This window comes from Tannerella serpentiformis (genome assembly GCF_003033925.1).
In the GTDB taxonomy this organism is placed as follows: domain Bacteria; phylum Bacteroidota; class Bacteroidia; order Bacteroidales; family Tannerellaceae; genus Tannerella; species Tannerella serpentiformis.
In genome coordinates, this window is record NZ_CP028365.1 from 2,992,737 (window position 1) to 3,013,500 (window position 20,764).

The window sequence follows — 20,764 nt, forward strand, 5'->3', positions numbered from 1 at the left end:
ATCTGCACAAACAAAGGGCGCTTGTCATTTGAGGGTGCAATGTTACTATGACTATTTGAATTACAGGCGTTTTTGATGCGATTCTCTCGATTTGGCTTTCAGTTTGGGAAAGGTCGGGATGGATGGAGCGGATGAACGTCAAACATCATATCCCCCTCCCTCGCTTCTTCTTTTTCCCGGCTTGGTTTCTTAAGCGTCGCTGCCATGCGATCTCAGCGTAGTCTGCGCCGTGTGTCTGTAGAGCTGTGACCTCTCCAGTCTCCGAAAGAAGGCTTTCCGCAGTGTCTAAAGCGGATCTTGCGACTTGTGCAATAGGGGAATCATTTGTTGGCCGGAGGGAGGAATGGCTTGATGGAATAATGATTGGCTTCAGTGTGTTGCCGGACTCGAACTGTTTCGGCAGGGTGCGGAAACCGAACTCACGGCCGATCTCGGAGGCCTTGAAACTGTAGCCGTCGTAGGTAAACTTCAGCCCGTAGACTTTCCCCTGCTTGTTCTTCATGCGGTCGATCGTGACGCCACTTCGGTGGAGTTCATAGAGGAACATGGAGTGACCCGACAGGCCTTTCCCTTTGTGCTTCTCGAGCAGGGCGTAGCAGATGCTCCGAACCTGCAGCTTTGTCCGCTCTCTTCTCGGATCGGCTTGGGCTTTCCGATGTAGTCGTGCGGATCGGACTTCGTTGGCGATGGTCAGCCCATACTTGCGGCTGAGTTCTTCGGCCACTCTCGCGGCTCGGTTACTGACGAAGGTGGTGTCGTAGACCTGCCCACCGAGGCTGATCCGATTGGCGATGATGTGGATGTGTAGATTGTCGGTGTCCTTATGTGTGACGGCCACCCACTGGTGATCGTCCAGCCCCATCTGCTTGGCAAAGAGCAAGGCGAGGCGGTTCAGGGTCTTGAACGTCATCTGCGGCTCGTCCTTCGGGGCGATGCCGATTTCGATGCGCAAGAACTTGTTTTTGCAACGGCTGTTATAGTCGCTGATGAGCTTCATTTCCTCGTGAATCTCCTTCGGCGTTTCGCTACACAGGTTGTGGAGGGCGAGGATCCGGCCGAGCTTTCCTTCTCGGAAAACGTACTCCAGCGCGTTGCCTCCGTGCGCGATAGCCTTACACTTTGCGATCATGATCTTCGATATTTAAGCGCTTAAATACCTCTTCATTGACCCGATAGCGAGGGTTGAAGAACCGCTTAAAAGCGATCTTGGCGTAGGTGGCAAGTGCCTTCGTGGCGTCTACCCAGGAGGCGTCCTTGACCTTAATCAGGTTAGAAATGTGCGCGTAGAATAGCGCTGTCTGACGGAGGATGGCGAGCGCCTCCTTCTCGTTGTCACCCATCGGAGGAACGGCGATGACGGATCCACCCAGTAACATCTCGCGGCAGTAGTCGGAGTATTTCCGCCCCGCGTTCGTGGCTCTCGAACGGATCCGTTCCTTCTCCTCGGCCGTGCATCGAACCTTGATAAAGGCCGTCTTGTTCGTCTTCTTGTCTTCCGTTTTGGTGTGTCTTTTCATGTGTGTTGTCTCTTTTCGTGGTACTTATCCTATGGTTTAGGCCGATGAGAACGGATGTGATTACGGCCCTCTCCACCGACTGACAGGGGCGGGGGAGCAAGCGCAGTTTGTGGGAACAAACTGACGTCTTGCATTACCGTCGTCACGCTTCGTTACAAACCCTATGTGATTCTTGAGATCACTGCGTGCCCTGCATTCAGATGGTTACTGCTTGTTAGGTATGCATATCGTTCGTGAACTCTTTGATGAATCAGTGTGCTTGGATTACAGCTTTCGCCATTCCTCGATTTCCTCGGCGTAGTCCTCCAAATGGGCGCGCACGATACGCTCCACGAAGCTCGACAGATTGGCGCCCCTGTCTCCCAATCGACGGACAACGAAGTCGGCGCGCTCCTGAGTCGCCCGACTCAAATAGACTGCCCGACGTTCGATCAGCTTGGCGGGGACGAGGAAGGTCTGCTTGTAAGCCTCCAACGTCCCTCGTCTCATTTTGGCGCTGATGCGTTTCGGTGTGGGTGCACTCTCGGCATGCACAGCTTGCTCGGATGGCTCTGCTTCCTGTGGATGCGTTTCTTCCGGATAGACGTCAAGGAACGCCCGGTCCGCTTTGTTGGTGTTTTTCTTTTTCATGGTTGCTATCTCCTTTTCTGTTTGATTGTGTGGGATGGTTTGGTTGTGATTGGTGCTTGTTCTTGTAGGCGACGGATGCGGCTAGCATGAAACTCGTTGAGATCCTTGCATCCTTGGTAGTGTACGGACATGTCTTCCACCTGGAACCCAGCTTCGATGAACGTGCTCAAGGTTCGCCTTCCAGCGTCGTCGTTATCAAGGAACGCACGGAGGGCCGTGATGTGCCGCTCGCGCAAGTAACGGATGCACCGCCCAACATTAGCCACGGAGTTCATTACAAGGCAATGGCTACCGACCTTTTCTTTCATTGAAAGGAAGGAAAGGAAGTCCATGAAGCCTTCGAAGAGGCAGACTGGCTGCCGCCCGTCGGGAAAGATGGGTGTGATGTCCTTCGGCGCTAGTGTCCCTTTGAATAACCCGGCGCCCCGTAGCTCATAGCCGCCCGAGGCATTGGGAAAGCCGATGACTTCGTACGTTCGTCCCCTCACCTCGTAGCGGACACATCGGAGGAAGGATCGTGCCCGACCGAGGTCGATGCATCGCACTTTGCTCAGGTAGTCTTGCAAATGTGGCGGAAGGTCATCCGATATGCCGATCAATTTTCTTCCTCTGTCTGTTCTCTCGGGGCTATGACGGTGGGATTCCGTCCGCGGGTAATCACTTATCGTGCGACCGAAAATCATCTGCCCCAAACAGCGGATGGCCTCTGGAAGGGTGCACCCCTCGAGTCGCATATAGAGGTCGATGATGCTTCCTCCGCAGCCTTCGGCATAGTCAATCCACAGGTTCTTTTCGGTGTCCACTTTGAAGCTCGGATGGTGCTCGTCCCGCAGCGGTGAGCGGTACATCGCGTAGAATGCCAGCCACCGGACGGGCGTGATGCCTTTACTTTCCAAGTACGCCGTGATGGGGTACCGCCTGATGGCCGATAGGTTTTCTTCTTTTTTCATACTGATCAAACATTGAGATGGGTAATGAAATGGTGTGGTGTTTTATTGGAATGCAAGTGATTTAGGATCAAACACCCGTACTTTTTGGTTTCTTCTTACTACAAACTACAATTGCCATAATCGATTGTTTGCCAATAGCATTCATGCAGATAGAAGTCACTACGCAGCTGACTACATGTTACTACTACAGATTTGAAGGAGCGGACAGGGGAGGATCTTTCGGACTTTGTAGACATACAGCGGGCTGCCGCCGTTCCGCCGCCGGCTGACCTTGATGTATCCGGCCTTTTTCAGCGCCTCTCCCATACGTTTGGCCGTGAGCGGCTGGCGCGTGTAGGCGCCGAGGTAAGTCAAGATTTCGGTCGTTGTCAGGTAGGAACAATCACTGTCGGTGGTCGGCAGCTCGAAACAGCGCAACAGGAGCTCCATCTCCGCGGTCTGCACTTGGAACGCCTCACTTTCGCGGTATAACTCCGCGATCTCCTCGTCGTTGAACCAATACCGATAGCCCGATTGCAACAGCGATTTGGCCTCCGCATAAACGGCGTCCATCGAGACGGCCCTTGCCCGATTGATGTCGATGGAGAGCACCTCGAAGGGCAGGAAACGCCTGCTGCCGGTGGGGTCGGTGAGGAAGTCGTTGCCATTCACTGAGGCCACGAAGCTCGCCATGTGGGGGTGCTCCTCCATGTGCTTATCGTAAGGCATGCGATACTTGACCATTGAACAGGTGATCAGGTTCTTCAACTCGTTTTCGTCTCGCTTGTTGAGCGCCTTGAGCTGGTCGTCGATGTTGATAATGAGATTCTGCCCGATGTAGGTCAGCGTGTCTTTTTCCTGCGGATAGATCTTGCCGGTATAGCTGTAGCCCTGCAGTTTAGGCGGGCAAAGCAGGTCGAGAAACGTCGTCTTGAATCGCCCTTGTTCACCGGTTAAGACCAGGCAGGTGTGGTTGCGACACTCGCGGTCGTCCATCGCGTTGGCGACTACAGCTACAAGCCATTTTGTCAGGTACAGCAGCCATTTCTCCGGGTTACGGACGACGACGCAGTCAGCCAATTCACGGATGGCGTGCGCGTTTGGGTCATCCAATGCAGCGGTGGGCAGGGCTTTGAAATATTCCTGTATGGGATTGACGCGGGGCGAAAAACTGCTTTCGATGATCGAGTAGAGATTGTCTGGGGAGGTCATGATCCCGGCTTCGCTATCGAGTTCGCGGCGCAGCGTGTTGATCTCATAGCGACTGACCTTCACGAATCGCTCCTCCCCGCGGCCGCGATATTCCGCCCGTCCCCAAACGGTATTGTATCGGAACGTGTAATGCCGGGCGAGGTAGGCCTCGATCTCCCCGTTCTTTGATGAACGCCCGCCGTTGTCCGGTGTTTTATCGGTGTTTATGTTGCTTCTATCTGCCTGTTTCTTCATGGCTGGCTGGGATGAGTTTTCGGGGGTGAAAGTGTGATGAGCATCCCCGGCATCCAAGCATGCAACGTTGTCCGGCATAATGTTGCATCCGTTTGCGGCCGATTTCTTCAGAGAATAGGCTTTACAAGGGAGTGATTCGCCCCTCCGATAAGACAAAACGGCCGTGAAAGGAAAGGAGGCCGGGGACAATTCGCAGGCTGCTATCTGCTTTCACTTGCGGCAGTTTTCCGAATGGACGGAAGCGGAGTCCATGCTACACCGGCTGTTTCCTTACTGTTCCATTTGCATCCCTCCTGTTCCCGATTGCATAGGCAGCGTTTTTTGTACGACTACGTTTGCCGCCGAAAACAGTAAAACCTAAAATACTAACCAGAAAACGAATACGTGAGACCATGAAGTATTTGATTATTACAGAAGCCGATTGGCTGAGCCTGCGAGATGAAGTGCTGAGCCTTGCCGCATGTTGCCTGAAGGCTTTCGGAGAACCATCCAAACACACGGACTGGCTACACAACGGGGACGTCTGCCGACTGCTCGGCATCAGCAAACGCACTCTGCAACATTACCGGGATACGAACGTGCTACCTTTTGCGCAGATCGGGCATAAGTGCTATTACAAGCGGGAGGACGTGGAGCGACTACTCTGCGTGAAGTCTGACAAAACGACAAACACGAAAGCATGATGATGGAAGCGATTCAAGAGTTGAGTTTAGAGGCAGGCGAGATGCAGGTGGTCATCTCAGCCTTGCAACGAGTAAGAGGAAGGATTCGGGAAGTGTCCGAGACACACCGGCCACTCTTCTGTGGAGAGCATTTCCTCACGGGTAAAGAAGTATGTGAACGACTCTACATCAGCCCCCGTATATAATCCGCCAATCAAAAAGTACAAGGTTTCCAATCAAAAAGTACAAAAACGGGACGTGTTTTTCGCGCCCCGTTTTTTGTATCCCTTTCACACCTCGAAAGGGGGCATTTTCGCCCCTTTTGATCGTCTACTTTACTTCTTGGAAGGTTGTCGAGTAGATCAGATTGAACACGACGATCTTATTGCTGCGCGTCTGCATTGTGGCACGGCTGCGGCTGAGGGCGGAAACCGTATCGCCCAGCGTCTCACCTTGGAGGGCATCATGTAGCTTTTCCACCGTATCGAGCATTTGCAGGGCCATGTCGCGCACCTTTTCAGGGGCGTGGTTGTGCGTTTCGCCAGCCGGTGGAAAGGCCACGCGTAGGGTGATGTCAGCCATTACCAATTGCGTATTCACCTCCACGGCAAGGTCACGGCAATTCGTGTAGTCGATGCTCAGCAGACAGCAAGGCCATTCCACGGGCGGGCGTTCGCTGGATGCGCTCAGCTGCCCGCGGTCGAAGTCTATAAAACGAATCTCGGGCACACACTGCCCGATTCGGTCGCATAAAGCGATAAACAGTTCCTTATTCATTGCCTCTATTCTATTTGATTACAGTATGCCATCGATGGCCTCATCGAGACGCTTTTTGATGCGGTCGGCCATGTCTCGAGAATAGCCCATGAATTGCCGCTTGGGGATATTCATGTGACGCGTGTGCGCCTTTACCGTGCCCGGGGCGTCGCCGGCATCCACCTTTTTCTTATTCGCTTTGCCCTTCGTGCTGCGCACGTAGGACTGTATAGCCACATCCCCCTCGAACCCCTCATTGTGCACTTGTGCGTAGGGCACTTGGGCATTACCGGCTGAGATGACGACCTTATCCGGCCCCACGTAGGCGGGACGGATACTATTCATCAGATTACCGCTTTGCACCAATAGGGAGCCGCTCTTTTTCGGTCTGCCTGGTATCCACGGAGATCCATCGAACCCTTTCACCGCAAAGCGCTCTTTGTAATACTCTACGGCTGTCTCTGACACAATGGCAGGCGCAGTGCTCAAAATCTTTTCCGGTAACGCCTTCAAATAATTCTTGAACTCATCTATATCCATATTCTGTTCCCTGTTTCGTTGTATATTTGCATTGAAGTTTGCAGCCACGGTTAAGGCTGATGGCCAACACCTCGGGGATGTATGGGGACTCCAGCCGACTGTAACAGCTACAGCGTGAGATGCAAATCAATCCCCCAATAAGCCGGAGTCCATCCGGCTTATTTTGTTTTCGGGGCTTTCTTAATCAGCAACCCGCGACGCACATTCTTATCCCTTAGTACATACCACGATTTTAGCATCAGCTTCGCTCGTTCAACTTTTCCAATCACGGCGATCGCCTCATCTTTGTAGTATTTGATCATTATGTAATTGTTGACTGCCCTCACATGGGTGTTCCTATCTTTTCGATCTCGACCAAGCCACACTTCATCAGGCGCATCAGCTACTTCCCGGATGGCATTCAAAAACTCAGTACGGAAAGCCCGTTTCTTTACTATATCTGTAGAGTGCGCAGTAAACGCCTTCTTTGTCATCTGCCACACACGGCCGACATAGTCTTTCACCTTCAATAGTTCCATGCCGGCCTCAATGACTTTATTCGCATCAAACCATTCTTCCGGTGATCCCTTGTATTTGGGTACCTCTTTTTTTGCTTCCTCTTTTAGCACATCGATCGATCCCTCAACGCCCCATTCGTCTGGGGTGATCTGCTCGATCGTCTTGCTGGGCATATCCGTAAAGTTGCGGATATACATCTGATTCTCCGTGAACACCGCGGCCTCATTAGCTCGATTGATGCCGAATCCCTGTGTCTCGCACCGTTTCCATTCGGGCGATTCAAGGTATTCGTCGCATTGCGCACGCATGCCCTCTATATCTAATTCGACCGCCTCATGCCTCATTCTGGGGGTAATGTAGCAACGGCAGTTCCACCCGTTGGGTGGCATAATCTTTTGCCAGCGCGGATCATTGACCGGCAGGATTAGCCCCTCTAAGACTTGGTGCTCCTGCCTTACACGGTTATCTCCCACGGTACGGTATTCCCAAAAGGGGAACACGTTCGTTTGCGCCATAAGGCGCCGGTAGGTGCTTGCCGATTCGGCCACGGATACGGCCGTATTGTACTCCGTGCGCAGCCATTGCTCATTGTAGACCTTTAGCAGCGCTCTGGCTTTCTTTCTGAAATCGCTGTAGCCCTTGCTCTCGCGGAACAGACGGTTTAATTCACTCACTTCGGCCAGTGTTTTGGCGGCTGAGAAATGAAACAGGTTTTGCTCCAAGGCGGTGATGTAAGCATCATCGTTGGCATTGTAGACAAAGCCACTATCAGCCAGACGGACGTCCGCGCGGCGATAGCCCTTTCGCAGTCCGCGGATGAGCTCCGTGTGGGTGTAGGCGAATAGTTCGGCGCTGAAATAAGCGTGGCCCTTTGTCTCAATCGTCTGTCGGATCAGGGCATCCGCAAGCGTGGCTTCCGAGAGTGTGAGGATGTCGGATGTCGCCCGGCCGTATGACCGGGCGGGGACGAAAAAATCGAACAACCGGGTAAAGAAGTTGCCGCGGTCGCGATCCGCATGTTTCACTTTGCGACTTGTCGGCGCATCATCCTCCGATGCCTTTTTGTCAGGCACGGTGGCGTCTGCTTTGCCCTTGTCGGGGGCGGTTTCTTCGTCCGTTTCTTCTTCCTCACTGTCCCCCTCGGGCACGCCAAACAGCGGCTGCGCCTGTCGGCGGGCGATAGGCTCGCCAGGCTCGGGCAGGGGGATGTTGTACTTTTCATGCAGGTAGCTCTGCGGGATGGGTAGGATGTCCGAGAGTTGAACGATTTCGGGCACCTCGAGCTCACGTTTGGCATCCATGTAGCGGAACTTCCCGCCAGTGATCGGATAGCCGCGACGGATGAGCATGGGCACAAAATAGCGATTGAGCATACGCTCCACGAACCGCCTATCGGCGCGGTGCTTCTTTTCTTGAACAGCCATGTGCACCTGCCCTTGCGCCAGCGAACTGCCGTCTACGGTGGTCATCGTCTGCCCCAAAATGGTGATCAGGATTTCCTCCGTACAAGCCTGTCGGAACTCTTTATATAGAAGCCCATTGCCAGACGCTGCGTTGGCTTCCTGCGTGGCCTCTGTCTCTTTGGGGATAACGAGATAAGGCGCCGATCCGGCCGTCTCGAAGGCGCGGATCAATTCGCGGCGGCTGGCCTCGTCCATTGCACTGTATTTGCCGATGCGCAGGGGCATGCCGAACAACTCGACAAACTGCGCCCAGTCGCCAAATCCGCCGCGTTTGTAGATGACCAGTGGCGAGACCTTCAGCAATAGCCCGAGATCGTCGTCTTTGCCCCACTGAATGATCCGATCATCACCGGCGTAGGAGATACCGCGATCATCCGTCTGCTGCCTTACAATCTCTTTCAACTTCGGGCGGATGTGCTTCCGATTGATAGACGTAAAGCGGAAGGCTCGATCCTCATCAAAATCGAACTCATCGACGGAGATACCCCAGAATTTGGCCATCATAATCTCGCCGATCAGTTCCTCGAACTCGACCGTATCCATCAGATCATACATCACATCCACGTCTTTGTTGTCGATCGTGAACGACAGATCGGCGTCTTTGACGGCGTCGATACGTTTATCGATGGCGTCGGCAAGCACGCCATCCAGCAGGATGTCACTATACAGGTCGTAAAGCTTTGTACGGTTGCCATTGTCGGCCATACGCAGTGCGGAGCGCCATGCGGCCACATCGTGGACGGTGCGCACCACAGGCTGCACGATGATCTGCGTAGAGATGGGGCCAGCGGCGGCCTGTTTATGCTTCGTTTTATTGCTCATTAAATGGCGTTTAATCGGTGTTTAATCAGTGCTTAATAATGCTGGCCGCGTTTGGGATTGCTGCCAAAGTGGATCTTTCCGATCGGCGACTCATTGCCGGGCTCAGTGGTGCGTGGGGGTAGGTCTGGCGAGAGATCGCCCTTTTGCACAAGCCGCAGCCACGCGATAGCGCTGTCGTAACGCTTTTCGCGTAGTTCCATATCGATACAGGCATTGCCGAGGTTCACAAAGTGCCACACGGCAATGTCTTTGACAAATAGCAGCAACAGCGCATTGCGCGCCTCACCCTCAGCCGAGAAAATGGCAGCCGTGTCGAAGTCATGCAAGTAGCTTTTGGCCTCGGCAATGGCAGCATCGATGGCGGCCACGGGTATGGCCTCTGTGTCGCGGCTAATGACGGCCACCGTCTCGTCATGCAGGTGGGTATAAAGTTCGTCGACGGTCAGAAACATGGGGAAAGAAGTGAAAACGAAAAGTGAAAAACTAAGCCTGCCCGGCGCTCAGCTGGGCGATGATTTCACGCTCACGGTCGGAGATTGCCCATGCCACGCTGGCTACCTTTTCCGCCTTGAGGCGGTCGGCCTCACGAAGGGCTTCTTCCATGCGAGCGGCTTGTTGGTCAGACAGCAAAAAGCCACCGCCATAGATGTACTTCTTCACTGCCTGTTGGCTGTCCAAACGGCGGACAAACGTGGCCCCACTGCGAGGGATCGAGAGCGCTACGCCGTGGCTGGCGCAGCGGGACAGATCGGAGAATGTCAGCAAATGCGAGGGGTAGCTATAGCGCGGCAAAGGATCTTTGCTACGCATAGCCGTCGTGAGGCGCTCATAAAGATCGGGCACGGACATGGCCAGCGTGTCCCCGAACAGGTTGCTGGCAAAAGAGGTGCGCACCGCGGCGCCGTTCTCATAAATCACATCCGCGCCACAAACGAGGCGTGTGTAGGGCGCATCGAGGTTGAAAATTGTTTTATGCTGAGCAAACAGGAAGAAGCGTACGCCGCGCTCCAAGTACCAGCGTATGATCTCGGCAAACTTTGAAAACGGCGGATTGTCCACCACGACGCACCCGTCGGGATATTCCACTCGGCGATAATCCGTATCCGGCCAAAAGGGGCGTACGATCTGGGCGCCGCGGAGGTCGACCTGTTCGCTGAGCCAGCCGTGCACGATGTCGTACACCTCGGGCGGTGTGTAGCAGTCGTCAGAGGTACGTTTGCGCTCGAATTTGGCCACGAAGGCCTCGTAATCGTCTTGCCTCTTTTTCATCTGCCCCCCCTCTCACACGATGGCCGTGATCTTGTCCAGATTCACCCAGTAGGGGACGTCTTTCTCGTTGTAAAACTTCACTTGTCGGCGCTCGAAGTCGACGGCTGTCACGTAGACTGTCCGCCCATCTATCAGCCGCGCCTTGGTCTTTCGCGTGAAAGCGAGAGCGTCGAACGCTTCGGGGGTGATCGGGGTGGGGCCTTGCACCAGCGTAGGCTGCGGCTTAACCTCCGGGGTACCCGGCGCGGCTGGCCGAATAGATGGAATAACCGGCGGCTCGATCGGCATGGGGTTCTGCGGCGGAACGGGCACGGCTTTGCGCTCGAAGTCGGGCGTGTAGGTCACGTTCGGATCGCCACCGGCCATGTAAAGGGCTACCTGCCGGGCGATGGCAGTCATCTTTTCGCAATAATACTTCTTGCGGGCGCTGTGGATGTCCGTGATCCCGAGGGCGCGGTAACGCTTTACGGTGGCCTTCTCATAGTCGAGCTTCAAGTCGTCAATGCCTTCGCCGGTCTCGAGCGCACGCTTCGCGGCGGGGCTGAAGAGGGTACCCCAAACGACAGGCGTGCCCTCGATTTTGTCGATCACCTCCGAGGGGGTGTCCGTCTTGAGGTTCACGCGCCAAAGCGGTTTTTGAATGAGCTGCAATTTAGCCCGGGCGAAGTCTATATGGCTGGCGTAGTTGGCATACGGATCGAGACTTCCCTCTACTTTGTCATCTCCCAATCGGCCGCTTTGCCCGCGGCGGGCCTTGATGTTGCAGTAATTGTAGTCGCCTACGGGTCTCATGCCTGCGCCGGTGTCCAGCACATCCATCGAGATCAACAGCTGGCGCATGGCGTCGCTGAGCGTGTCGTCTGCCTCGAAGTAGGCGCGGTCGCTGGCTTTGATGAATGCAGGCCGGGTATTGGCTCCAAAGGCGCCCTTGACGGGTTGCCCCAGGTAGCTGTAGGGGACATAGGTCGGGGTAAACTCCGGCGGGATGGTGGTTTTGGTTGGAGTGTTCATTGTTGTTGAATCGTTTATTTGTTGGGTTGTTGAGGGGGCGGTTGGTGGCCATGCAAGGTGTCATCTGCCTTCTTCCGTAGAATCTCGGCGAGGTTATCCGTCCCAAGGGCTTCAATCACGGCTTGCACGATAGCCTCAGAGCGGCGGCGGGTCTTTTCGTCGGCCTTTTCGCGTATGCTGAGAATCTCGATAATGCAGAGACAGACACTTATCAGACAGGTAATGACGGGCAACCCTACGATGGGGTACAGCTTCATCAATACAAACAGATGCGAGAAATGCAGCATGTGGTCGATCATGGCTGCAATGATTACGGCGCTCTCATAGATGACGAACTTCGTAACGCTACGGCTGAGCGGGTTCGAGCGGATCTCTTGCTTGCTCTCTTTGGCCTTCCGTATGCCGCTGATGAGGTCTGCGATGATGGCGATTAAAACGAATACGAAACACGCGGTTGCCACGGGAAACATGGCTCCAGTGCCCTCAAAGAGTACTTCCATTTGTTTGTTGTTAGTTGTTGTAGGTGTTAGAAAAACAGGGTGCCCCGCCCCGGTTATGGTCAGGGTGGGACACCCTCAAGGCAGTGGCTACGCCATAACCACCACCTCGCGTTCGATCAGCAAATACCCCTCAGTGGTACGGGAAAGCGTGACCGCTTCACCGAAAGAGGGTCTGTAGAAATTCATTCTGAAACCTCCTCCACCGAGCGGGGCGTTCAGCTCAAACTTGGCGACAGGTGAAAAGATTGTCGCCGATGCACCTGCTGCGATATTCGCAGAGAGCGGAACAGAGACACCATTCACCGTTGGAGCATCCCCCGTGCCTGTAGTGACTTCAATGGACCCACGCGCACTGTTGTTCTTCACGTTGTATTTGTGGACGATGCCGGTGAAGGCAGGCGCCTCAGGCTGATGGCTTGTGATGGATGTATTCAGTATCATAAGATCACCACGTTAACGGTTAGCGACTCTTCTGGCTGCTTGGCGCACGCAAACGTCAAGCGGCCCTCTTCCTGTGCGGCCGCATAAACGCCGCATCTCCCATAAACTACAATCGAAGCCGGCGCGGGGCTTACGATAAGTGTATTTTCAGCCGTCACGCCTTCCACAGCCGCCATCAGCTGCTTTGTATCGGTATTCCAAGCTGAGACCTCAAGCGTGACCGTTTGCGTAACAACCTTGGCAGCCTCCCCCTTTTCGCCCTTCAACGAAGCAAGGAAATCAGACTTGCTGCCTTCATTGCCGGCCTCTTTCCAAAGGTCGTACGTGCTTTCGCCGGCGTCACCCTTTTCACCTTTCTGGGCAGCAAGGAAGTCAGACATGCTGCCCTCGTTGCCTGCCTCTTTCCAAAGGTCGTAAGTCGATTTACCGGCGTCCCCCGCTCGCCTTTCTGCTTAGCCAGAAAGTCGGACATACTGCCCTCGTTGCCTGCCTCTTTCCAAAGGTCGTACGTCGATTTACCAGTGTTGCCCGGTTCACCTTTCTGCTTAGTGAGGAAGTCATCCAGGCTGCCTTCGTTTCCCGCCTCTTTCCAAAGGTCGTACGTGCTTTTGCCGGCGGCGCCCTTCAATGAAGCAAGGAAGTCAGCCTCGCTGCCTTCGTTGCCTTGCTCTTTCCAAAGCGTATAAATATCCTTACCGGCTGCGCCTTTCAATGAAGCAAGGAAGTCAGCCTCGCTGCCTTCGTTGCCTTGCTCTTTCCAAAGCGTATAAATATCCTTGCCGGCTGCGCCTTTCAATGAAGCAAGGAAGTCAGCCTCGCTGCCTTCGTTGCCTTGCTCTTTCCAAAGCGTATAAATATCCTTGCCGGCTGCGCCTTTCAATGAAGCAAGGAAGTCGGACATGCTGCCCTCGTTGCCTGCCTCTTTCCAAAGGTCGTACGCCGATTTACCGGCGTCGCCCTGTTCGCCTTTCTGCTTAGCCAGGAAGTCGGACATGCTGCCCTCGTTGCCTGCCTCTTTCCAAAGGTCGTACGTCGATTTACCGGCGTCGCCCTGTTCGCCTTTTTGCTTAGCCAGGAAGTCGGACATGCTGCCCTCGTTGCCTACCTCTTTCCAAAGGTCGTACGTCGATTTACCGGCGTCGCCCTGTTCGCCTTTCTGCTTAGCCAGATAGTCAGCCACGCTACCCGTGTTGCCCTGCTCTACCCAAAGCTCGTAGGCACTTTTGCCAGCCTTTCCCGGTTCGCCTTTCAGCTTAGCCAGAAAGTCGGCCACGCTGCCTTCGTTGCCCTGCTCTTTCCAAAGCTCATAGGCCGATTTGCCATCCTGCCCGAGCCGCTGGTCGAGCGCTACTGTTACGTTAAACTCTTTTCCTTCCATGTCTTACGTTGTTTAATTGTCTACTACTTCAATACCTGTGTTCACTTCGCCCGAGGCGATGTCATAGAATCCATCCGGGAAGGTGGCATCATAGATGCGCGTCCGGAAACGTGCAAAGAGGGGGCCTTCGGTGAATCGGGGGTTGTCGAGGCCTACGACCACCTGCCCATTATCCACCTTCAATCCCGGGGGAACGCTTCGCCGAGCTTTCGCCCGACGACGATACGCCGCGACCGCGACGTGTAAAACTCAAATAGCAGATCGCACTTCGTTGGATCGACGGGGTTGCCCATTCGGTCCGTAATGTCGATGCGAAACTTTGCATCCGATTGCTTTTGCAAATACTGTCTGTCCATACTTCGTATAATCGTTAATGGTTCGTTGTCTATACTTCCGGCCGCGTCCACGCATAGGGGCGGCGCTGAGTGAGGTAGTTCGGATCGGCCATATTGCGGTATGCCTCACGCTCGAATCGGATAGCCCGGTAAGCAGTGTGAGCGTCGCGGAGACGCAGCATTCCCCATAGCCATTCCAGCATATAGATGAGGTAGAATCCGAGGAAACCCGTTTCGCGCATCTGCGCCGTGTGGATGGCCTCATGCCGCAGGACGGCTTCGGATAGCGGCCGATACTCCCGCCGAGCGAATACGACGCCCAGCAGATTGATGGCCGTAAAGCCACGGAAAGGCACGAGGCCGTTGTAGATCACTTTCATGCTTTCGCCTTCTTTTCAGGCGTACCGCCACCCATAGACCGGAACGCACTGGCCACCTCGTCCACAATAGCGGCAAACGCGGCCTTCTTTTCCGCCTCTGTCAGGTTGCTCCCTTTATCGAGGTAAAAGCTGATCCGCCCATCCGGAAAGGCCGAAACACTGCCGAGGTTCCGATCCTCACGTTCGATCGAGGCGTTCAATTCCATCGTTCTTCCGCCTTCTTCCGTGATGTTGTACCGGATCGACAGCGTGCCCGCCTCGTCGATCTTTGTCACGCCCTGTCTGATAATTCGTTGCAGTTCCATTTCTATTATTCCCCTTTCACGTCCACGGCCGCCGCTTTGACGTCGCGGATAACTGAGTGAATAAATTGCCCGGTGAGGGTCTGAATAAGCAGTGCAAACTCATCGTCAGAAAACTCTGTTTCCTCCCCCTCGGGAGCGTTGTAAACCTTGCGCGCCAGCGTGTCGAGCTCGAGCGTTAACGAACGCCCATAGATGGCATTGCCGAACGCCCGCCGCTGGTCGAGCACCTCGAAGCGCCCCGGCTCTACTTCTAATTTGATCCTACTGAAATCTATTCTTTTCATATTGTCTATTGTTTGATTGTTGTTATTGCCAGCATAGCAGCCTCGTCTTGGAGTCCCATACAACTACATGGTAGTCATTCCCTCCTATGGGCTGAGTGGTGTGGTTCTTATGCGGTAGATCCATTCTTATTTGAGCGTAACTATGCCAATCAGAGTCCAATCTCCCAACTCGGAGTTCGATCCCCCCCCTCCGCTCTGGATGCTCAACTCTCGACCGTTCAGACTTGTATTTGAACTGCTTCCATAGGTTGGATTAAATTCTCCTTTTAGACCGAAGCCGCTGAGTTCCATGTTCATCTTATTGTTTTCTAAAGCTGTTGCTATTCTAATGCCTCCAGTCGGAGACATAGACATTTGATGGTTAAAGCTATTTTTGACGGACGCCCAAGATGTTCCAGCTGATGAGATGTTTTTGTCTTCTATAACAAATCCTCCAATCTTCGCAGCCTTCGATAGAATCAAGTCCGCGTCAAGTAGCGAGGTAATGATCTTGCCTTTGTCAATGATGGTGCGGTTGCCATACTTCACGCGGTTAAGGTCAATGTCGCCGGAATTGACTTGTTTTTGCAGATTGGACGTAAACCTTTCCTCCGCGTCTAAACGGGTGTGTGCACTGTCGGCCAAGTCTCTTGTAGTCTTTAGACCGTCTTTATACGAACCAAAGGAGACGACGGCATCCATATTGATATTCTTCGAGATCATATTAATCGCCGTCGGGCTTTGGGTGATGTACGAGGCGATCGTGTCGCCATTAGCCAGCTGCGCGGAGGCGTATAGTGCATTGCCTTGTGCGGTGGTTATAAAGCCCGCCGTTTGCAGTCGGAAGATCTTATCCTCGGACGTTGCTTGCCGATTCAGCAGGCTGTTCACCTGATTTTGCGACCACGTTTGCAGCGCCGCGAGCTGATCCTTTGTTCCCCCGGCCGTGACATTGATACGCCCCACCTCACCACGGATCTGATCGGCAAAGACCTTGAACTCCGAACGGGTCTCATAGATCGAGAGATCCGGTTTGTCCGTCAGGTTGCTGTATCCCACGGAGCCCGATTCAATGCGAATATTCCCGCCGATCACCCCCTCGGCCACGTTGAAATACGTCCGGCCGTCGGGGCTGATGATGTTGCGGATGCGCATTTGCCCGGGCAGGATTTCCGTGTAGCCATAGGCCGTGGCAAAGCTGCGTTCCCCGCCCGATTCAGACGAAAGCAGCCCCACGAGGAAGTAATAAAAGCCATCGCCCGGGTCATACTTGTATGTCTCTTGCAACAGGAACTCGCCCGACGTGCCCCCTTTGGCGCATTTGGCCACGAGGTAAAAGGCCGACTTTTCACCTCCAAGGAAGGGCGAGGTGTAGCCCACCACGTCCCAATACTTATAATCCGTCGCTTTGTGTGCTGATGAGGTCTTATTGATGCCCATCGTCATATGCTTCAGGATGGCAGCCGGAGCCGTGAACACCTTCGTCTCATTATTCATCTCGAACAGCGGGATGATTTCGCGCTGCGTCTCCGTCCGGTTGTCGACGAACATGAATTGCTGATACTCGTTGCCCACCAATACGGACATCGTGCGCACCCAGATGGGATTGACGCCAGCCGAAAAATTGTCCAACGCCTTTTCCAGCATATCCTGCGCCTCTTTGGCATGCTCATAGGTGCGCGCCGTCTCGTGACGCAGCTGCCGGAAGCCCTCTTCCGTTGTTACCTCGTTGCGATCGATCTTACCCAGCTGCCCCGACACGCTGCCCGGCGATGCCACATTCGAGAGCTCGAACTGGGGGCGGCGCGGGGTGTTCACCGGCGTGCGTACCCCAGTGATGCGGATCAGCAGGCCATCCGTGGGGGCGTACTTATCTGACTCGAGCAACACGAATCCACCTTTGACGACGCGGCTGCCGATCTCTATCCAGTGACGGTCGGCATACAGCTCATCCAGCTCGGCGGAAAAGGTGTATCGCTCTACTTCGTTTTCATATTTCACCCGCACGGCCTCCCGGAACATCTCCCACGAAGCGCCCGTCCGTGTGGCATTGTCACACACATAAGCGTCGGGCAGCGAGCAACCGAATACGGCGTAGGTGTCACCCACCTTGGGGATGTAGACCGTGCCGCCGGGCATGGCGATGCCGTCGTACGTAGTTTGCACGAGCTCGAAGCGGCGCCCGTCGTGCTTATATTTCAGATCGAACTCCCGGCCGGTGAGGTTTCCACTTTGGAAAATGACTTTCATCGTCTGCCCCGCGATCAGCGCCTTATTGTAGTCGAGGGCCTCAGGGATGGAACTGTCGATGATGTCGTAATTCACATGGCCATCTTTACCGGCGATCATCTCGACGGACGAGACCGTGCCCACGCGCTTGGGGTAGATCTGCGACAGGTCGATGCTATCCTCGACAAAGGTCAGGAGCGGCCGGTCGGCACGGGTGATCTCCGTACCTGTCGCATCCGTTTTGTAGCTGCGCGCCGTGGCGGCGTTGAAGCCCGCTTCATCGGCGAACTTCGTCCCATCGAAAGCGATCGTTTGCGACTTTGGAAGCAACAGTTCCACACTGCCATAGGTCGAGGCGTCGATATTCTTCCGCCCGCCCTGTACAAGCAGGATCTCGCAAGGCTTCTTTGCCCCGAAATTGTCACGCGACACGCCCGGCTTCAGCCCGCAATCTCGCCCGTAACGCAGGCGCAGCGGGTTGGCTTTGTTGTATTCCACGCGGCGCAGGTAGATGGCTTTGCCCCGGATCTCCCATTCCGTTTTGAACTCATCGGCCAGCATTTGCAGGGCATCGGCGCAGGAGGTGTGGCTGTATGAAAGCGTCTTTTCCGTCGCCTCAATGCAGCCGCCCACCGTCCAGCCGCTATCCCTGCGATTAAGTGCCTTCACGATCAGCTCCAAGTGTGCCCGCGGTTTGGCCGTGTAGGCAAACTTCAGCAGGTTTTGAATCGTCGTGTCGCGCACTTTGTACTTACGCAGGGCAGCCTCTGGGCCTTCCATCGTCACGGTGTATTCGAAGTTGCGGTCGCCGTGGCAGATGAATTTTTGCGCGCTTTCCAGCCGGTAGCGCGTACCTCGGAAATCGGTGTAGGCCCCTTCCGGGATCTCCACATATTCAGGCAGGGAATAGTAGAGCGTCAGCAGCTTTGTCTGATGGATCCGATCCTCGAGGTAGCTGCCGTCGTCCGGCTCGACATCGAGGATCAGCGCATCCTTTTTATCGTAGATTTTCATCGGATCACCGTCAAATTCAGTTCAAACTCATACAGGATGAAACCGGGCCGGAGGGCGATAAGCCGCGTGCCCGTACATTCGCGATAAAACACGGGGTAATCCTTTCCCCGGTAGTTCAATGTGTGCTCACCCGGCGCCGTAAGTCGGCCGAACAGGGCGTCGCGGCAGCTCCACATGGCCGCCGTTGAAACGGCTTTTAAGCAGCATTTCAACGCTATTTCTTTGGCATTGAAACGCACGATGCCAGTGTCGTAGATGCGGCCGTCGCGGGTGGCGATCTCCCGGGTGAGATTCTGTTTTACCTCAGCCGGGCGCAGTAGGCTGTCACGCCCTTTTTGAACGAACACACCGAAATCGGCCAGATTGATGCCGTCGAGGGTGTAGGCCGAACGGATGACGTGCGTGCCCGGCGATTGCCAGACGGCCGCGTCAGTGCGCTCAGGTTCGTCGAGCTCGAACAGCGGGCGGAATGATTGCAGCGGCCCGTAATCGCGCAGCTCGTCGAAGTTGGTCAGGCGCAGGCGGAATGTTCGCCCGAGGGAGGGGAAAAGGATAGACCGATAGCCCGGCACAGCTAACGCCGCCACAAACCCGCGGACGTCGGCCTTGGGACCGGAGGCCACGCAGTCGATGCCACCGTAAGGGGTTGCAGCTTGGGCGCCTTCAGATCCACCTCGAGCCGTCGTGTTCCGGCCAATCATTGGCAGCCGGCTCTTTCATAGCCGGGTAGGCCAGCAGGTCGTTGTATCCGCCCCGTACCACCCACACGCCAAAGGCCGCCCGGGCGTCCACGCCATCGATGTAGATATTCGCTTTCATTTCCGTCTTATCCGTTATGCTGTTCGCAGGGTCACCCCGCGGGAATTGATTGTTTCCAGTTCGCGTTTCATGCTGCCGATACCGCTTTCGATCTGCTCGAGGCGCCGGCAGTGCGATGTGTTATCTCGTATCTCTGTCAGTATGGCCACACCCGCCACAAGGGTCTGATTGATCCCCCCTACGGACAGTTTGATGGCGTCTTGATAGATCAGCAGCGCCGTCAGACGGCCCTCGATGGCCGTAGCCGTGTCCTGCGTAATGCTTTGGATACTCTTCGTTGTGCCCGTGCGGCCGTCCTTCGCCTTATCATCTTTCTCGCCGAACTTGGTGTAGCCGCGCTCCTTCGCGCGCTTTTTGACCTTATTCAGCAGCTCGATGTATCGGTCGTCGCGCTTGGTCATCTCTTCCATCAGCTTATCGAAGTCGTCGAGTACATCCTGATCGCCGCCGGGCTTCAGCGATTCGACAAGGTTCTTCTTGAAATCCTCGAACACGTCCGAAAAGATGGCCGAATACAGTAGTTGCGTGATAAAGTCCTCGAGCGAGTCGGACGCCGTGGCAAACATGGCCTTACTGGCATCCTCGCCCGCCTTCCACGCTCCCACGATGGCGTTGCGCAGGTTGTTACCAATGTCGCCGGCCAGGCTTGTGGCGATCTCGCCGAGGCTTTCCTCCGCCTTTTTGACGGCATCCTGCCAATCGAGGGCGTTTTGAAGCAGCTGCTTCGTCTTATCGTCTACCTGATCGGTGTTGATCAGTGTTTCGCCAGCTCTTTATTCAGGTTGCCGGCCTCGTCCACAAGCCCCGGGAAAACCTTCATCAGATCATCCGTGACCTTGTTTTTTTTCTTGCTGAATATGCCCGCAAGCAGTCCGCCGATCGTCCCCACCACGGCGCCGATGGCCGTTCCTATGCCCGGAATGATCGAGCCCACGGCCGCGCCGGCCAGTGCCCCCGTGGCCGCCCCTTTGACTACGTTGTTGCCGTCGACTACGTTGCGCAGGTCGACGTTGGCCTGCCCTTATGCAGCTTGCCGATGGCATCGGAGTAACCATCCATTGCCTTATTCAGCGCTTTGAAGCTGTCTTTGATCTCACGGCGTAGTTGCGCACAAAGGCGCCCGACTTGCTTTGCAGGCGCAATTGCTCATTCAGCGACAGGGCATATTCATGGGCAAAGGCGATGGCGTTTTTGTAGAACTCTTTTTCCACGGCGCGGCGTTTTTCGGCCGCCGCGGTGATCATATTGATCAGCGTGGCTGTGCCCGAGATGGCCGTGCTGATGGCGCCCACCTTGCCCCGTGTCGTATCCATGTCGCGGGAAAGCATCTCACTGGCGGCGGCGAGGCTCGAACCGATTGCCGCGAAGGCCTGACCCACGCTGCCGCTCAGTCCGCCCAGCGCCGCGGCCATCTGCCCGAAGGCGCCGAGCACCTCGGACAGCTTTTGCGTCGGGATACGTCCGAGTTCCTTATTCAGGGCTTCGAGTTCCTCGCGGGCAAGGGCGATTTCCTTAGCCAGCTTGTCCGTCGGGGCGAGCTTGTATCGCTCTTCCATC

The 20,764-nt window shown here is 55.1% G+C and carries 26 protein-coding genes and 1 pseudogene; 2 read left to right on the forward strand and 25 right to left on the reverse strand.

Annotated features, from left to right (window positions below; all coding sequences use genetic code 11):
• Window positions 1–145: 145 nt before the first annotated feature.
• The 5 genes from C7123_RS12625 to C7123_RS12645 all read right to left on the reverse strand — a co-directional run bounded on the left by C7123_RS12625 (window position 146) and on the right by C7123_RS12645 (window position 4,522).
• Window positions 146–1,129 carry a relaxase/mobilization nuclease domain-containing protein gene (locus C7123_RS12625; protein ID WP_069175297.1) on the reverse strand — a complete coding sequence of 328 codons (984 nt, stop codon included), beginning with the start codon at window positions 1,127–1,129 and terminating at the stop codon, window positions 146–148.
• On the reverse strand, window positions 1,113–1,517 hold the full coding sequence (locus tag C7123_RS12630; protein ID WP_069175298.1) for a plasmid mobilization protein: 405 nt from the start codon (window positions 1,515–1,517) through the stop codon (window positions 1,113–1,115). Before C7123_RS12630 ends, C7123_RS12625 begins: the two co-directional genes overlap by 17 nt.
• 264 nt (window positions 1,518–1,781) lie before the next feature.
• Window positions 1,782–2,183, reverse strand: a complete 402-nt coding sequence (locus C7123_RS12635) for a DUF3408 domain-containing protein (protein ID WP_394365943.1) — start codon at window positions 2,181–2,183, stop codon at window positions 1,782–1,784.
• Window positions 2,153–3,097 carry a toprim domain-containing protein gene (locus C7123_RS12640; protein WP_069175300.1) on the reverse strand — a complete coding sequence of 315 codons (945 nt, stop codon included), beginning with the start codon at window positions 3,095–3,097 and terminating at the stop codon, window positions 2,153–2,155. Before C7123_RS12640 ends, C7123_RS12635 begins: the two co-directional genes overlap by 31 nt.
• A gap of 171 nt (window positions 3,098–3,268) precedes the next feature.
• Window positions 3,269–4,522 (reverse strand): VapE domain-containing protein, encoded by a 1,254-nt coding sequence (locus C7123_RS12645; RefSeq protein ID WP_069175301.1) that lies wholly within the window; start codon window positions 4,520–4,522, stop codon window positions 3,269–3,271.
• Between the two features lie 392 nt (window positions 4,523–4,914).
• Here C7123_RS12645 and C7123_RS12650 point away from each other — a divergent pair, with 392 nt between their 5' ends.
• On the forward strand, window positions 4,915–5,205 hold the full coding sequence (locus tag C7123_RS12650) for a helix-turn-helix domain-containing protein (RefSeq protein ID WP_037979350.1): 291 nt from the start codon (window positions 4,915–4,917) through the stop codon (window positions 5,203–5,205).
• A gap of 2 nt (window positions 5,206–5,207) precedes the next feature.
• Window positions 5,208–5,384: pseudogene (locus C7123_RS12655) on the forward strand (DNA-binding protein); the annotation flags it as partial.
• Between the two features lie 130 nt (window positions 5,385–5,514).
• Here C7123_RS12655 and C7123_RS12660 read toward each other — a convergent pair.
• From C7123_RS12660 to C7123_RS12745, 20 genes are all read right to left on the reverse strand, one after another.
• Window positions 5,515–5,961 (reverse strand): hypothetical protein, encoded by a 447-nt coding sequence (locus C7123_RS12660; RefSeq protein WP_038001089.1) that lies wholly within the window; start codon window positions 5,959–5,961, stop codon window positions 5,515–5,517.
• Window positions 5,962–5,979: 18 nt separating this feature from the next.
• Window positions 5,980–6,480: a phage virion morphogenesis protein gene (locus C7123_RS12665; RefSeq protein ID WP_069175302.1), complete on the reverse strand. Its 501-nt coding sequence runs from the start codon at window positions 6,478–6,480 to the stop codon at window positions 5,980–5,982.
• A 158-nt stretch (window positions 6,481–6,638) separates the two neighbouring features.
• A complete protein-coding gene (locus C7123_RS12670; RefSeq protein ID WP_069175303.1) occupies window positions 6,639–9,263 on the reverse strand; it encodes a phage portal protein family protein in 2,625 nt (874 codons plus the stop codon).
• Window positions 9,264–9,295: 32 nt separating this feature from the next.
• Window positions 9,296–9,715 (reverse strand): phage protein Gp36 family protein, encoded by a 420-nt coding sequence (locus C7123_RS12675; protein WP_069175304.1) that lies wholly within the window; start codon window positions 9,713–9,715, stop codon window positions 9,296–9,298.
• A 31-nt stretch (window positions 9,716–9,746) separates the two neighbouring features.
• Window positions 9,747–10,532, reverse strand: a complete 786-nt coding sequence (locus C7123_RS12680) for a chromosome partitioning protein ParB (protein ID WP_107490574.1) — start codon at window positions 10,530–10,532, stop codon at window positions 9,747–9,749.
• Window positions 10,533–10,544: 12 nt separating this feature from the next.
• Window positions 10,545–11,543, reverse strand: coding sequence for a hypothetical protein (locus tag C7123_RS12685; RefSeq protein ID WP_069175306.1), 999 nt, complete (start codon window positions 11,541–11,543; stop codon window positions 10,545–10,547).
• A gap of 14 nt (window positions 11,544–11,557) precedes the next feature.
• Window positions 11,558–12,043: a phage holin family protein gene (locus C7123_RS12690; RefSeq protein WP_069175307.1), complete on the reverse strand. Its 486-nt coding sequence runs from the start codon at window positions 12,041–12,043 to the stop codon at window positions 11,558–11,560.
• Between the two features lie 87 nt (window positions 12,044–12,130).
• Complete coding sequence (locus C7123_RS12695) at window positions 12,131–12,484, reverse strand: hypothetical protein (RefSeq protein WP_069175308.1); 354 nt, start codon at window positions 12,482–12,484, stop codon at window positions 12,131–12,133.
• Window positions 12,485–12,746: 262 nt separating this feature from the next.
• Window positions 12,747–13,862, reverse strand: a complete 1,116-nt coding sequence (locus tag C7123_RS12705; RefSeq protein WP_107490677.1) for a hypothetical protein — start codon at window positions 13,860–13,862, stop codon at window positions 12,747–12,749.
• A 12-nt stretch (window positions 13,863–13,874) separates the two neighbouring features.
• On the reverse strand, window positions 13,875–14,039 hold the full coding sequence (locus C7123_RS13075) for a hypothetical protein (protein WP_159049946.1): 165 nt from the start codon (window positions 14,037–14,039) through the stop codon (window positions 13,875–13,877).
• 2 nt (window positions 14,040–14,041) lie between these two features.
• On the reverse strand, window positions 14,042–14,218 hold the full coding sequence (locus tag C7123_RS13080; RefSeq protein ID WP_159049947.1) for a hypothetical protein: 177 nt from the start codon (window positions 14,216–14,218) through the stop codon (window positions 14,042–14,044).
• Between the two features lie 29 nt (window positions 14,219–14,247).
• On the reverse strand, window positions 14,248–14,577 hold the full coding sequence (locus C7123_RS12710; protein WP_069175311.1) for a hypothetical protein: 330 nt from the start codon (window positions 14,575–14,577) through the stop codon (window positions 14,248–14,250).
• The gene (locus C7123_RS12715) at window positions 14,574–14,882 is read right to left on the reverse strand and encodes a hypothetical protein (protein WP_069175312.1); all 309 of its coding nucleotides are present in this window, start codon (window positions 14,880–14,882) and stop codon (window positions 14,574–14,576) included. The genes C7123_RS12710 and C7123_RS12715 overlap by 4 nt, the downstream gene beginning before the upstream one ends.
• A 5-nt stretch (window positions 14,883–14,887) precedes the next feature.
• A complete protein-coding gene (locus tag C7123_RS12720; protein WP_069175313.1) occupies window positions 14,888–15,166 on the reverse strand; it encodes a hypothetical protein in 279 nt (92 codons plus the stop codon).
• A 126-nt stretch (window positions 15,167–15,292) separates the two neighbouring features.
• Complete coding sequence (locus C7123_RS12725; protein ID WP_069175314.1) at window positions 15,293–18,388, reverse strand: hypothetical protein; 3,096 nt, start codon at window positions 18,386–18,388, stop codon at window positions 15,293–15,295.
• Window positions 18,385–19,089: a phage tail family protein gene (locus tag C7123_RS12730; protein WP_159049948.1), complete on the reverse strand. Its 705-nt coding sequence runs from the start codon at window positions 19,087–19,089 to the stop codon at window positions 18,385–18,387. Before C7123_RS12730 ends, C7123_RS12725 begins: the two co-directional genes overlap by 4 nt.
• The gene (locus tag C7123_RS13085) at window positions 19,052–19,207 is read right to left on the reverse strand and encodes a hypothetical protein (RefSeq protein WP_159049949.1); all 156 of its coding nucleotides are present in this window, start codon (window positions 19,205–19,207) and stop codon (window positions 19,052–19,054) included. Before C7123_RS13085 ends, C7123_RS12730 begins: the two co-directional genes overlap by 38 nt.
• A 14-nt stretch (window positions 19,208–19,221) precedes the next feature.
• Window positions 19,222–19,812 (reverse strand): hypothetical protein, encoded by a 591-nt coding sequence (locus C7123_RS12735; protein WP_107490679.1) that lies wholly within the window; start codon window positions 19,810–19,812, stop codon window positions 19,222–19,224.
• A gap of 149 nt (window positions 19,813–19,961) precedes the next feature.
• Entirely contained in the window at window positions 19,962–20,210 is a 249-nt protein-coding gene (locus C7123_RS12740; RefSeq protein WP_107490680.1) for a glycine zipper domain-containing protein, read from the reverse strand.
• 64 nt (window positions 20,211–20,274) lie between these two features.
• On the reverse strand, window positions 20,275–20,764 hold a 490-nt coding region (locus tag C7123_RS12745; RefSeq protein ID WP_107490681.1), incomplete at its 5' end, for a hypothetical protein.